Raw genomic sequence first — 13,279 nt, 5'->3', positions numbered from 1 at the left:
GGACTTCACCCCGGCCCCATGGACAAGTGGACAAGCCGCTGACGCGTCTTGCCCACTTGCCCACAGGGCTCGACTACTACCAGCGATTCTCAACCCTGGATCCACACAAAACGACGAGGGACCAGCCATTAACCGGCTCTCGTTTGAGATCGATAGTTATGTTTATGATGATCGCCCGACAGTAGAGCGTCTCCACACCTTGACGATCGACTGGGACTGCGCTTATGGGCGCCCCTCCTGCGACAGGACCCGACATGACGGGCCATTGACCACCGCCAAGTTCACTCATGTCGGTGCAATTGGGGCAGACGATCTGGGTAACCTGTACGTGGCTGACCATGACAACTATGGTTTGATGTATCCATCGGACGATCCCTTCATCGTACGCGCGCATATCCGGAAGATCAGTCCCGACGGTGTCGTCTCTACCGTTGCGGTAGTGGAGGGTGCTGTATACCAAATTGTCCCCCACAAGAGCGGCAATATCTACATTGTCAGCCGGCCACCACACCCAGCCTACTACGACGACACTTGGGGCGTCGTGGGCAAGAACCTGGTTCGCAAGCTGTCGCCGACCGGCGCTATCTCCGTGGTCGCAGGCGGTGGAACATCGCTCGAAGATGGCGTCCTGGCCACGGACGCATTGGTGATCCTCTGGAACATCGCTGTCGACGATGATGAAACCGTCTACATCGGCGAGTTTCTCGGTGATGGGATAGGCAGCCGGGTGCGCCGTGTCGACCCGCAGACGGGCATCATCACGACGATCGCAGGCGGCGGCACCAGCGGCGCGCTGAAGTCATACGCCACGCAGGCGCAGCTCTTCGGGGATTACATCGGTGTCGCGCTGATGCCGTCCGGCGACCTTGCGATTGCCGACGGAAAGAGCATCGCGCTTCTCGAGGGAAAGACGCCGCCCTATGTCGCGGACCGAATCATCATCGCGTCTGCCGACGCCAGCGAACACTACCATTTCGACGAGTCGGGCCGCCACCTGAAGACGGTGAACACGCGTACCGGCGCCGCGTTGCGCACCTTCGGCTACACGAACGGCCTGCTGACGACGATCACGGACGCCGACGGCAATGTCGTGACGATAGCGCGCGACGGCACCGGCCGTGCCACGGCTATCCGTGGGCCGCTCGAGCAGCAGACCGCGCTCGACTACGACGGCAACGGCTGGCTGCGCAAGATCACCGACCCGCTCGGACAGAGCCACACCGCAGAGTACGCCGCCGGCGGACATATGCAGACATTCTCGAGGCCACGCGGCCACGCATCGACGTTCACGTACGATGCGAAGGATCGGCTCACGCGCGACGAGAACGCGGCAGGAGGTTACTGGCAGCTTTCGCGCACCGAACAGGCCAACGGATTCACCGTGACGCTGAACAGCGCGCTGGGCCGCAGCAAGGTGTATCGCGTGGAACACCTGCTCGCAGGCGGGGAGCGGCGCGAGAACACCGAGCTGGATGGCACGAAGACCATCATCACCAGCAAGCCCGACGGCACGACGACGATTGCGGCGCCCGACGGTACCGTCACGACGCAGTCGAAGCACGCCGATCCGCGCTACGGCATGCAGGCGCCGCTGCGCAACGAGACGATCAGGGTGCCCTCGGGCATCAGTGCCGCGATCGAGACGACTCGTACCGCAACGCTGCAGCAGCGGAACGATCCGACGACCTTGATTCAAGAGACGACCACGACGAAGTTCAACGGCAGGCCGTTCACCGAGGTGTACGACGGTGCGTCGCGCCAGACGACCTACACGACGCCCGTGGGCCGCAGCAGCATCGTGAGCACCGATGTCGCTGGGCGACCCACTGTCGTGCAGGTGGGCGGACTGGACGCCATCAACTATGCCTACGATCCTCAGGGTCGCCTGCAAAGCGTCACCCAAGGCAGTGGCGCGACCCAGCGCGCGCTGACGTACTCGTACGATGCCAAAGGACTGCAGACCGTCACCGACGCCCTCTCGCAAAGCGTGGTCTACCAGCGGGACCTGATCGGTCGTCCCACGCAGGTCACATTGCCCGGAAACCGCCAGCTCGGCGTCGGCCACGACCCGAACAGCAATCTGGCAGGTCTGACACCGCCAGGCCGGCCGGAGCACGGTTTCACATACAACAAGGTCGACCTCGAGACCCACTACACGCCACCATCGGTCCCCGGCATCACCAACCCGACCACCGAGGTGCACTACAACCTGGACAAGCAGGTCACCCGGATCGACCGCCCGGACGGCAGCAGCCTGGCCTACGCCTACGTGCCCGGCAAGTCGCTGCTGACCAGCATCACACCGTCAGCCGGCGCGGGCGATGCGATCAATCTGGCCTATTCGCCGACAAGTGCCCAGCTCGCATCGGTCGGCACCGCCGACGCGCTGACCGCCTTCACCTACGACGGCTTCCTGCTGAAGTCGCAGACGGTGAGCGGCAGCGTCGCGGGCTCCATCGTCTGGACCTACGACAACGACTTCCGCGTGCAGTCGCACAAGGTCAACGGCGTCGACACCGCGTTCGGCTACGACAACGACAATCTGCTGACGCAAACCGGCGCGCTGAGCATCACGCGCCATCCGCAGCACGGTATGGCGACCGGCACGTCGCTGGGCAGCATCGCGACGACCCAGAGCTACAGCGGCTTCGGTGAGCCACACGTCTTCACCGTCAGCCACGGCGGCAGCACCCTGTACCGCAGCGAACTGGGCTACGACCGCGCCGGGCGGGTGACGAGCCGCACGGAGACCATTCAGGGCGTGGCGACGCAGTACGAGTATGAGTACGACGCCGCGAGCCGCCTGCAGACGGTCAAACGCAACGGCACGCAGACTGCCAGCTACGGCTACGACGCGAACGGCAACCGCACGCACGAGAACGGCGCGCTGGTGGCGAGCTTCGATGCGCAGGACCGCATTCAGTCGCAAGGGGCGACGAGCTACCAGTTCACCGCTGCCGGCGCGCTGCAGCAGAAGGCGCAAGGCGCCCAGACGACCGGCTACGTATACGACGCCTTCGGCAACCTGCGCAGCGTGGCGCTGCCCGGCGGCGGCCAGATCGCCTACCTGGCTGACGGTAGCGGCCGACGGATCGGCAAGAAGGTGAACGGCACGCTGGTACAGGGCTTCGTGTACCAGGATCAGCTGCGCATCGCGGCGGAACTCGACGGCAGCGGCGCGACGGTGGCGCTGTTCACCTACGCTGAGAAGGCGAACGTGCCGGAGTACATGGTCAAGGGAGGCACGACGTACCGGATCGTGACGGACCACCTGGGCAGCGTACGGCTCGTGGCGGACACGGCCACCGGGGCAGTGGCGCAGCGCATCGACTACGACGAGTGGGGGCGCGTGACATCGGACAGCAATCCGGGGTTCCAGCCATTCGGGTTTGCTGGCGGCCTGTACGACAAGGACACGGGGCTGGTGCGGTTCGGGGCGCGGGATTACGATGCGGGCATTGGACGGTGGACCGCAAAGGATCCGATTGGGTTCGGAGGCGGGGATTCGAATCTGTACGGCTATGTAAACAACAGTCCGGTTACGCTGACTGATCCGCTTGGCCTGATGGGCGTCGGTGGTGGTGGTTCGGCGTCACATCGTGGCTCGTCGGGAAAGTCGAAGGACTGTGAGTGTCAGGGAATAAATCCCGTAAAGGCCGGAGTGGCTCTTGGCAATGCAACAATTGCGGGCTTCTCAGCCGCTTCGGCAGGCGTAAAGGTCGCCATTGCAGCCGGATTGTCACCGGCCTCGGCGACGGGTGTCGGGGCACTTCCGCCAGCGGCTTTGGTGGCGTGGGCGATGTGGAACATGAAGGGCTCGCAAGCTGCGTGGGACCGCTCGATGACGCAGTGGAGGGAGGCCATGTGTGAAGGCCCAGGGAAGGCTTCGTGGAAGAACTTGCAGGGCTTGTTGCCAGGCGGCACTCAATACGATGATGCGGGCGAGTACGCCAACCCGTGGGAGTACATTCAAGACCAGGGTTGGGGGAAATTCCTGGGTGAGGCGGGTTACTTCTGATGCTGATGGATCTTGTCGCGGTGGTGCTCGGGGTCGTTGCGGCATTGACGATCATCGTCTATGCAACTTGGTTGCTCGTCACCCGACTTAGAGGCGGCTCGCGCGCAGCGCCGTCATTCTGGGAATGGTTGAAGAACGTCCTGCAGGCAATGTTGGGGCTTTGAGGCGGAAATCGCCGGACTTCAGAAGAGACTCCCGAGTGGAAAATGAACGCATTCCTCTGTCTTTAGCATTCATCGAACAGTTGAGGCCTTTCGCGAAGGACGAGGCAAGCTACGGGCGCGTGTATGCGGACTTGCGTGATTTGCTCGAAGCGAGCAGCTGGTTGCTCGCGACTGCTGCAGGCTGTGAAGGGCGCAGTCTGCAGCCAGACGAGATCGAGACGCTCCTAATAGAAATTGATGTCAAGTTCGTGCAACACGTCTCGTTCCACATCAAGTCTCTCTCTAGAGAGCTTGAGTCCATGCTCAAGCGGTTTCCCGATGACGCTGGATGAACAGCAGAAACGAAGTGGCAGCCGACACCTGGTAGCAGAGCTCATGGCGGACCGCATTGGGACGTTCAGTCACCAGGCGGTGGCTCCAGAAACGTGCGTCCGAGGCGGTGATGATGAGCGACTCAACCATGCTATTGCTTATACCTGAGCCGATGCGCTTTTACTGCGAGCCTGACGAAGAGCACTTCTTTGCTTGGCTAGAAGGCATCGGCGCAGTCAAGGCTGTCATAGGCACGCCAGAGGGTCTCAACTTGACCATGGAGGTGCCCATTGATCGATCGAGTTTCTATGAACTTGTGGGACTAATGACTCGATATCAGTTGGACAAGAAATCCCTTCGCCCACTTTGCGAGAACCATATAGACCCATGGTTCACAGATAAAAAAAACTATTGGTATGAGTCTGTGTGTGGGCAGTAGGCGGTCAGGTCGTGCTGCCCGAAACGGGCCAGAGTCCAGCGCAGTTCGCGTTGAGTTGGCCTTGGAGCCGCTAGTTGGGCCGCATTTCACGCGCTCGCATGCTGTGACCACTGGAGGCTGGAGCTTCGGGCTTTGGCACAGGGAGACGCGTCTGTACAGACCCGTCGATCGAGCGAGCATGTCGGCCCGTCCTTGTGCTTCAGTTCGCGGTCGAGGGCGAGTCGTTCGCGGCTTCACCCTCCTCGAACTCCTCGTCGTCGTCGCCATCATCGCCCTCCTGGCCGCCTACGTCGGCCCCAAGTACTTCTCCCAGGTCACCAAATCCGAACAAGGTGTCGCCCGCGCCCAAATCCAGGCCTTCAATCGCGCCCTCGGCGCCTACCGCCTCGACGTCGGCTCGTTCCCGACCACCGAAGAAGGCCTGTCCGCCTTGCTTCAGAAACCGGCCAATGCCACCAAATGGAACGGCCCCTACCTCGAGAAATCCCTCCCAATGGACCCCTGGGGCCGCGCCTACCAATACCGCGCCCCGGGCACCAAGGGCGACTTCGACATCATCAGCTTCGGCAAGGACGGCCAACCCGGCGGCGAGGCCGAGTCAGCCGATCTGACCAACGACTGACGATCGGCCTCGACCTCCCATGCAATTCGTCGTCCGCGCCGTCGACGACCACAGTGCGCAGATGTTGACGCTCACGCTCGACGCGCTCGACGAGTCCGACCTGCACGCCCAACTGCGTGCGCGCCAGCTGATGCCTGTCAGCGTTGCGCGGGCAGGGCGGCTGGCGCTCGGGCGCTCGCGGCAGGGGGGACGGTTCGACGTCGCCCTCTTCGCGCAGGAACTGCACGCACTGGTGCACGCGGGCCTGAGCCTCGTCGAAAGCCTCGAAGGCCTGGCGGAGAAAGCGAACGCCGTTGCCACCCGCACCGTCCTTGACCGGCTGCTGGCCGCATTGCGCGAGGGGCAGCGCTTCTCCGCGGCCCTGCGTGCCCAGGGTGCCCAGTTCTCGCCCTTGTTCGTCGGCATCGTCGAGGCTGCGGAGAGCACCGGCGAGCTTGCGCCGGCGCTCGAGCGCTACCTCAGCTACGACCGGCGGGTGCAGGCGGTGCGCCAGCGCCTGCTGAGCGCGGCGATCTATCCCGCCATCCTGCTGACCGTGGGCGCCTTGGTCGCGCTCTTCCTGATGGGCTGGGTCGTGCCGCGTTTCGCCGCGGTGTACCAGGGCACGGGCCGCGCTCTTCCGTGGGGATCGCAGTTGCTGCTCGATTGGGGTCAGTTCGCCGGTGCACACACGGGTGCACTGCTCATCGGTTTCGTGGCCGTCGCCGGGGCTGCCGCCTGGAAGCTGCGCGCGGCGCTGCGCGATGCCGACGCCGCGCGCCTGCTCGCCTGGCTTCCCGGCGTGCCTCGCTGGATCGAGCTGCTGACCCTGTCGCGGCTGTATCTCACGCTGGGCCTGCTGCTGCAGGGCGGACTGCCGATCCAGGCGGCACTGGCCTTGGCCGCGTCGGTCTTGCCGGCAGCACGCCAAGCCCGCATCGCCGAAGCGAGCCAGCGCATCGGCGAAGGTCAATCCTTGTCTGCTGCCTTCGAAACCTGCGGCCTCGTCACGCCGATCGCGCTGCGCTTCATTCGTGCCGGCGAGCGTTCGGGCCAATTGGCGCAGATGCTGCACCGTGCCGCGCTGTACCATGACGCCGAGACTTCCCGCTGGGTGGAACGCTTCTCGAAAACCTTCGAGCCCTTGTTGATGGCTGCGATCGGACTGGTGATCGGAATCATCGTGTTGTTGTTGTACATGCCGATCTTCGATCTCGCCGGGAGTCTGCAGTGAAGCTCGCAGCAGACGAGGTATCGCCGCTGCCCGCCGAGTTGCTGGCAACACTGCGCGAGGGACACGAGGCGGTTATCGAGCAGCTCGCGCAGCGCCTCGCCGTGCCGCGGCGAGAGGCTGCCATGCGATTGGCCGATGCCTTCGGCCTGCCCTGCTTCGAGACCGCTGACATGCAGGCCCGCACGCCGGCATTCGATCGGCTGCCGCTGGCCCGGGCGCAGCAGCGCAAGCTGCTGTTGTTGCGTGCCTTGCCCGCCGATGGCGCGGCGCCGTTCGTCGCCGTGCTGCCCGATCCGTTCGATCGTGATGCGCAGTTGCAGTTGGAAGAATGGGCGGGCGCCGCGATCAGCATGGCGCTGGCGACCCCCGAGGACATCCAGGCCTATCTGAACCAGCAGGAGGCCCAGGCGCGGGCGCTGGAGAACCTGGATGATGCGCCGATCGCCTTGGCCGGCGACGACGAACCGGTCGAGGTGCTGTCGCTGGCCACGCTCGACGAAGCGCCGAGCCCCGCGGTGCGGCTGCTCAATTCGACGGTCTACGACGCGCTGCGCGCCGGTGCCAGTGACGTGCACCTGGAGAGCACGAGCTCGGGCATGGTGATCAAGTACCGCATCGACGGCGTGCTCGAGGTCGCCCACCAGCCCGCGGGCCGCGCCTTGGCCGAGCAGGTGATCTCGCGCCTGAAGGTGCTGGCCGAGCTGGACATCGGCGAGCGCCGGGTGCCGCAGGACGGCAGCTTCCGCGTGCGGGCGCAGGAGCGCGCGATCGATCTGCGCGTGTCCATCATGCCCAGTGTGCATGGCGAGGACGCGGTGGTGCGCGTGCTCGACAAGCAGGCGGTGATCGAAGCCCACGGCAAGCTGACCCTCAAGGGCCTCGGCTTCGATGCCGGCGCACTGGCGACGCTGCGCGAGCTGATCGAGGCACCCTATGGCATGTTGCTGGTCACGGGCCCCACCGGCTCGGGCAAGACGACCACGCTCTACGCCGCGCTGTCCGAAACGCACACCGGCCGCGACAAGATCATCACGATCGAGGATCCGGTCGAATACCAGTTGCCGGATGTGCTGCAGATTCCGGTCAACGAGAAGAAGGGGCTGACCTTCGCGCGCGGGCTGCGCTCGATCCTGCGCCACGATCCGGACAAGATCATGGTCGGCGAGATCCGCGACCGCGAGACCGCCGAGATCGCGGTGCAATCAGCGCTCACCGGCCACATGGTGTTGTCGACCGTGCATGCAAACAACGTGTTCGACGTGTTCGGCCGCTTCACGCACATGGGGCTGGATCCATATGCGCTGGCATCGGCATTGAATGGCATCTGGGCGCAGCGGCTGGTGCGAGTCAATTGCCCGCATTGCCGGCGGCCTGAAATGCCGGCTGCCGCCGAATTGGCGCGCGCCGGGCTCGACGCGTCGGTGGCCGCCGGCTTCCACTTCCAGCGCGGCCAGGGCTGCGGCGACTGCCGCGGCAGCGGCTACCGCGGCCGCCGCGCGGTGGCCGAGATCCTGCGGCTGGACGATGAGCTGCGCGAGATGATTGCCGAGAAGCAGCCGGTGCGGCGTCTGAAGGAGGCCGCGCGTCAGCGCGGCATGCGCAGCCTGGTCGATGCGGCACTCGACCTTGTTCGCAGCGGCGACACCACGCTGGAGGAGGTGCGGCGTGTCACGATGGCGGCGTGAGTGGCGAACGCTCGGGTTGGGCAGTGATGCGCTGGTCGGGTCGGCGAATGCGGAATTCACCGTGCTGGCCAGGCCGGGCATGCCCGGCGCCTGGACCGAGGACGAATTGCTGGCGGCATTGCAGGCGGCGTTGGCGCCGCGTCCGTCGCTGGCGGGCCTGCGGGTCGCGGTCGCGCCCGAACTGTGCCGGCACTGGGTGCATCAGCCGGCCGGCGGCTTGCGCTCGTTCGGTGAGTTGCGGCAAACCGCGGAGATTCGATGCGGTCGGTTGTTCGGCACCGGTGCTACCGACGGTTGGTCGGTGGTCGCCGATTGGGGCCTCGATCGGCCCTTTGTCTGCGCTGCCTTGCCGGTGACGCTGGTGAACGCGCTGCGCCACGCGGGCCGTGTCTTGAAGGTGCCGCTGCGGATCGAATCGGCCGTGCTGATCGCCCTGGCTCGTCTCGGAGTGCTGCTCGATCGACCGGGTTGGCTGGTTTGGCACACCCCTTCGTCGATCGTGCTGGCCCGCGGCGACGGTCAGCGGCTGACGGCCTTGCGCTGCGCCCGCCATGGGCTGCCGCGGGATGACGAACGCCTGCGCGAGCGGCTGATGGCGGAGCTGCGGCACGAGCGACTGACGCTGGGCCTCGCAGACGATGAACCGGTGCTTCTGCCGTCATGCGACGATGCGGCCCGATCGGCCTGGGCCCGGGCGCTGTGGCCGGCGGCAGGCCCGGGTGCGGCCAGCGATGCGGCCTGGGCGTGCACGGCGGCCAGTGGATGAAGTCAATCGAGTGGCGGCCCCATTCCGTGCAGTGATGCGATTTCCAACCCTTCAATTCGATCCCGGCCGCGTCCAATGGCTGTTGGGGGCCACCAGCCGGCCTGTGGCGCGTGTGCTCGCGCTGGCAGCACTGTTCGGCGCGCTGGCCGTCGCCGCCGGCATGGCCATCTGGTGGCACACGCTCTCGACAGGCGTCGACCAACGTCTCCAGCAATGGACAGCGGCGCGTTCGCTGGCGACTGCCACGGCCGTTCCACAGTCGGCGGCGACGGTGCCGGCCGCTGAACGCGCACGGATCAACCAGGTCGTCCGCCGGCTCAATACGCCGTGGCCCTTGGTCCTGGGTGTGCTGGAACAGGCCGCGTCACCCGATGTCGCGCTGCTGTCGGTGGAACCGGATCTCGAGCGCGGCGCGATGCGGGTGCAGGCCGAGGGCCGTTCACTCGACGCGTTGCTGGCGCATGCCGACCGTCTGCAGCAAGCCACCGGGGTGGCCCATGTGCAGTTGCTGCGCATCGAGAAGGATTCCCAGGCGGCACCGGCCGCACCGCGCCTGACCTTCGACGTGGTGCTTGCGCGATGACGCCGCATGGCCGCATGACATCGGCGGGCGCAAAGGATCGCGCCCCGCAGCGCGACGGGCGTGGCCGCGCGTCGACTCGAGCGCAGTTCGAACTGCTGATCTGGCGGCACGGGTTGTGCTGGATCGTCGCGGCGGCGCTGCTGGCGCTGGCAGCCGGTATGTGGTGGCTGGGCGTGCGCCCGTTGCAGCATCGGCTTGCCGCTGTCGAGGCGCAGCTTCGGCGCCCGCTCGTCGTGTCCGCCCCCAAGGCCAGCATGCAAGGTGAGGGCGATGCACCCAGGCTCGCCGCATTCAAAGACTTGCTGCAACCCTATCGCGACAACCCGGCCCTCGTGCGGCGCCTGGTCGCGCTGACGCACGACGAGTTGAAGTGGGACCAGGCCGAGTTTTCGCCGACCCATGACGCAGCGCTCGATCTGGTGCGGCTGCAAATCACGGTGCCGGTGAGCGGGGAATATCGCCCGTTGCAGCAGGCGGTCGAACGCGCGCTGATCGAGCTGCCGAACCTGTCGGTCGACCAATTGCTGTTCAAGCGGCAGCAGGTCGGCCAGGCGGGGGTCGAGGCGCGTGTACGCATGTCCTTGTGGTTGCGCGCGCCCGCGTCCGGCATCGGCGGTGCGCCATGAAATTGCCGCTGCCTCGCGGACGTTGGGCCCTACTGCTGCCGGCATTCGTCGGCGCCGCGTGGCTCGCCGCGTTCGGGGACAAGACGCCCTCGGGCGCCGACCGGCGCGACCTTGCCGCCACCCCGTCCGTCGCTCGGCCGGCGAGCGCAGCGCCTGTGCCGAGGTCTGTCGGGCGACCTGCTCCAGCGCCTGCCGCGGTGGCCATCGAGGCGATCGTGCCGCGCTCGGAGTTGCTGCGCGAGGGCGCATCGGCACGCGTCGACCTGTTCTCGCCCGTCGATTGGACGCCGCCCGCGAAGCCGGTTTCGGCACCGCCGCCGCCACCAAGCGCCCCCGCCGTCGCGGTGGTCGCCGAAGTCCCGCTGACACTGCCCTATCGCGTGATCGGCAAGAAGCTCGAAGGGGAACAATGGGAGGTCTTTCTGGAGCGCGATGGTGGCAGTGCCATCGCGCGCAATGGCACGCAGCTGGAGGGAAGCTATCGCGTCGAGCGCATCGAGCCGCCCGCGATGCTGCTCACCCATGTGCCGAGCGGCCGCAGCCTCAGCGTGGCGATCGGAGAAGCGCGTTGAGCGCCGGCGCGTTGTCGGCACTGAAACGCGTGATCGGCGGTCTGGCCATCGTGCTGCTGGCCGGTTGCGCGGCGCAAAGCGCGTTCCGCGAAGGCAAGACCTTGCTGAACGAGGGCAAGCTGCCGGATGCAATGGGCCGCTTCGAGCAAGCCGTGCAACTCGAGCCCGGTTCGGCGGAGTACCGCATCGCCTACACCCGCACGCGCGACCGGTTTGCCGCAGAGCGCATGGCGCGCGCCGCCCAGGCGCGCGAGGCCGGTGACCTGGCCGCTGCAGAAGCGATTTATCGCCAGATGCTTGCGGAGCCAGGCAATGCCGAGCGCGCTCAGGCCGGGCTGCGCCAACTCGACAGTCAGCGGCGCCTGGAGCAACTGCTGAAGGACGCTGAAGCCTCCGCCGAGCGCAAGGAGTGGGAGCTCGTGCGACGGCATGCCCGCTCGGCGCTGCTGGAGAACCCGCGCCATCCGCGCGCGCTGGCATTGCTCGCCGAGGCCGACAAGGCCGGCGACAGATCGGGCGAAGCCACCACGGCGCTGGCTGCGGCGTACCGCAAGCCGATATCGATCGAATTTCGCGACACGCCGCTGAAGACGGTGTTCGAGGTGATCTCGCGATCGTCCGGCTTGAACTTCGTCTTCGACAAGGATGTGCGTGGTGATCAGCGTACGTCGATATTCCTGAAGAACACGAGCACCGAAGCCGTGTTGCGCAACCTGCTGCTGACCAACCAGCTCGAACAGCGCGTGCTGGACGACAACTCGGTGCTGATCTATCCCAACACCGCTGCCAAGCTGAAGGAATACCAGACGCTGGTCGTGCGCAGCTTCTACCTGGCCAATGCCGATGCCAAGACAGTCGCCGCGACGCTGAAGAGCCTGTTGAAGCTTCGCGATCCGGTGGTCGACGAGAAGCTCAACCTGGTGATCGTGCGCGACTCGCCGGAGGCGATCCGCACGGCTGAGCGCGTGGTCGCATTGCACGACGTGCCGGAGCCGGAGGTGATGCTCGAGGTCGAGGTGCTCGAGGTCAAGCGCACGCGGCTCCTGGACCTGGGTGTGCGCTGGCCCGATCAGCTGAGCCTGGCGCCGCTCGTCGGCGAGAGCGCCGCCCTGACCGTCGCGGATCTGCGCAACCTGAATTCGTCGCGCATCGGCGCGTCGGTCGGCGCGGTGTCCATCGTCGCGAAGAACGTGGACACCGACGCCAACCTGCTGGCCAACCCGCGGATTCGCGCGCGCAACCGCGAGAAGGCCAAGATTCACATCGGCGAACGGGTCCCGAACATCACGACGACATCGACATCGACCGGTTTCGTCGCCGAGTCGGTCACCTATGTCGACGTCGGATTGAAGCTGGATGTCGAGCCGACGATCTACCTCGACAGCGAGGTCGCGATCAAGGTGTCGCTGGAGGTCAGCAACATCATCAACCAGATCCAGACGAAGTCCGGCACCTTGGCCTATCAACTCGGCACGCGCACGGCGAGCACGGTGCTGCGCCTGAAGGATGGCGAGAACCAGGTGCTCGCCGGCTTGATCAGCGACGAGGATCGGCGCACGGCCAACAAGGTGCCTGGCCTTGGTTCGGTGCCGGTGCTGGGGCGCTTGTTCGGCAACGAAGCGGACGATGGATCCAAGACCGAGATCGTGCTGTCGATCACGCCGCGCATCATCCGCAACGTGTTGAGGCCGAGCGCTGCGGCGCAGCAGTTCGACTCCGGCACCGAAGCCAGCGTGGGTTCGGCCATGCCGGCCGGTGCTCCGCCCGCGCCGGGGTCGAGCGCGCCACAGCCAGTGGGGCCGTCGCGGTGACAGTGCGAGGCTTCACGTTGATAGAGCTGTTGGTCACGCTGGCGATCCTGGCGGTCCTCGCAAGCATGGTCGTTCCGTTGGCTCAGGTGCAGGTCCAGCGGTCCAAGGAGCATGAGCTGCGGATCGCGCTGCGCGAGATCCGTCATGCGCTCGACGCACACAAGCGCGCTGTCGACGAAGGACGCATCAGCCGCCCACCGGGCGCAAGCGGCTACCCGGCGAGCCTCGACGTGCTGGTGGAAGGCGTGCTCGATCAACGCGATCCGGCCGGACGCAGGATCTACTTTCTCCGCCGCATTCCGCGCAATCCGTTCGCATCCGACATCACGATCGCCGATGCCGACACGTGGGCCAGGCGTGCCTACAGCAGTGAGCCGGACGATCCGCGCGAGGGCGATGATGTCTACGACGTCTTCGCGCCGGGCAAGCTGATCGGATTGAACGGCGTGCAGTACAGCCGCTGGTAAG

At 65.9% G+C, this 13,279-nt stretch carries 12 protein-coding genes and 1 pseudogene; all 13 read left to right on the top strand.

The genetic code is table 11. The features are described from left to right. Positions 1–265 precede the first annotated feature (265 nt). The 13 genes and pseudogenes from HLB44_RS19360 (at position 266) to HLB44_RS19300 (ending at position 13,278) form a co-directional block, all read left to right on the top strand. Positions 266–4,018, top strand: a complete 3,753-nt coding sequence (locus HLB44_RS19360) for an RHS repeat domain-containing protein (RefSeq protein ID WP_173125518.1) — start codon at positions 266–268, stop codon at positions 4,016–4,018. Further along, entirely contained in the window at positions 4,018–4,182 is a 165-nt protein-coding gene (locus HLB44_RS19355) for a hypothetical protein (protein ID WP_173125516.1), read from the top strand. The genes HLB44_RS19360 and HLB44_RS19355 overlap by 1 nt, the downstream gene beginning before the upstream one ends. 35 nt (positions 4,183–4,217) lie before the next feature. Then, complete coding sequence (locus HLB44_RS19350) at positions 4,218–4,514, top strand: hypothetical protein (RefSeq protein WP_173125514.1); 297 nt, start codon at positions 4,218–4,220, stop codon at positions 4,512–4,514. Positions 4,515–4,535: 21 nt separating this feature from the next. Continuing rightward, positions 4,536–4,625: pseudogene (locus tag HLB44_RS38380) on the top strand (polymorphic toxin type 37 domain-containing protein); the annotation flags it as partial. A gap of 486 nt (positions 4,626–5,111) precedes the next feature. Further along, positions 5,112–5,555 (top strand): type II secretion system major pseudopilin GspG, encoded by a 444-nt coding sequence (gene gspG, locus HLB44_RS19340; RefSeq protein ID WP_173125512.1) that lies wholly within the window; start codon positions 5,112–5,114, stop codon positions 5,553–5,555. A gap of 61 nt (positions 5,556–5,616) precedes the next feature. After that, positions 5,617–6,768, top strand: a complete 1,152-nt coding sequence (locus HLB44_RS19335) for a type II secretion system F family protein (RefSeq protein ID WP_246312333.1) — start codon at positions 5,617–5,619, stop codon at positions 6,766–6,768. After that, entirely contained in the window at positions 6,765–8,453 is a 1,689-nt protein-coding gene (locus HLB44_RS19330) for a GspE/PulE family protein (protein WP_343051399.1), read from the top strand. The genes HLB44_RS19335 and HLB44_RS19330 overlap by 4 nt, the downstream gene beginning before the upstream one ends. Further along, complete coding sequence (locus HLB44_RS19325; RefSeq protein ID WP_173125508.1) at positions 8,434–9,219, top strand: hypothetical protein; 786 nt, start codon at positions 8,434–8,436, stop codon at positions 9,217–9,219. The genes HLB44_RS19330 and HLB44_RS19325 overlap by 20 nt, the downstream gene beginning before the upstream one ends. Beyond that, a complete protein-coding gene (locus HLB44_RS19320) occupies positions 9,212–9,802 on the top strand; it encodes a hypothetical protein (protein ID WP_173125506.1) in 591 nt (196 codons plus the stop codon). Before HLB44_RS19325 ends, HLB44_RS19320 begins: the two co-directional genes overlap by 8 nt. Beyond that, entirely contained in the window at positions 9,799–10,428 is a 630-nt protein-coding gene (locus HLB44_RS19315) for a hypothetical protein (RefSeq protein ID WP_173125504.1), read from the top strand. The genes HLB44_RS19320 and HLB44_RS19315 overlap by 4 nt, the downstream gene beginning before the upstream one ends. Next, the gene (locus HLB44_RS19310) at positions 10,425–11,000 is read left to right on the top strand and encodes a hypothetical protein (RefSeq protein ID WP_173125502.1); all 576 of its coding nucleotides are present in this window, start codon (positions 10,425–10,427) and stop codon (positions 10,998–11,000) included. The genes HLB44_RS19315 and HLB44_RS19310 overlap by 4 nt, the downstream gene beginning before the upstream one ends. Continuing rightward, entirely contained in the window at positions 10,997–12,811 is a 1,815-nt protein-coding gene (locus HLB44_RS19305) for a secretin N-terminal domain-containing protein (RefSeq protein WP_246312332.1), read from the top strand. Before HLB44_RS19310 ends, HLB44_RS19305 begins: the two co-directional genes overlap by 4 nt. Continuing rightward, positions 12,808–13,278 carry a type II secretion system protein gene (locus HLB44_RS19300; RefSeq protein ID WP_173125500.1) on the top strand — a complete coding sequence of 157 codons (471 nt, stop codon included), beginning with the start codon at positions 12,808–12,810 and terminating at the stop codon, positions 13,276–13,278. The genes HLB44_RS19305 and HLB44_RS19300 overlap by 4 nt, the downstream gene beginning before the upstream one ends. The last annotated feature ends 1 nt before the right edge of the window (position 13,279 follow it).

It is taken from the genome of Pseudaquabacterium terrae (genome assembly GCF_013266755.1).
Classification (GTDB): Bacteria; Pseudomonadota; Gammaproteobacteria; order Burkholderiales; family Burkholderiaceae_C; genus Pseudaquabacterium; species Pseudaquabacterium terrae.
This window is presented reverse-complemented; position numbering and strand designations above follow the sequence as displayed.

What these genes read in the sequence shown, in the direction of transcription:
- HLB44_RS19315 (WP_173125504.1), top strand. Translation starts at nt 9,799, where the DNA reads ATGACGCCGCATGGCCGCATGACATCGGCGGGCGCAAAGGATCGCGCC.
- HLB44_RS19335 (WP_246312333.1), top strand. Translation starts at nt 5,617, where the DNA reads ATGTTGACGCTCACGCTCGACGCGCTCGACGAGTCCGACCTGCACGCC.
- HLB44_RS19310 (WP_173125502.1), top strand. Translation starts at nt 10,425, where the DNA reads ATGAAATTGCCGCTGCCTCGCGGACGTTGGGCCCTACTGCTGCCGGCA.
- gspG (WP_173125512.1), top strand. Translation starts at nt 5,112, where the DNA reads ATGTCGGCCCGTCCTTGTGCTTCAGTTCGCGGTCGAGGGCGAGTCGTT.
- HLB44_RS19355 (WP_173125516.1), top strand. Translation starts at nt 4,018, where the DNA reads ATGCTGATGGATCTTGTCGCGGTGGTGCTCGGGGTCGTTGCGGCATTG.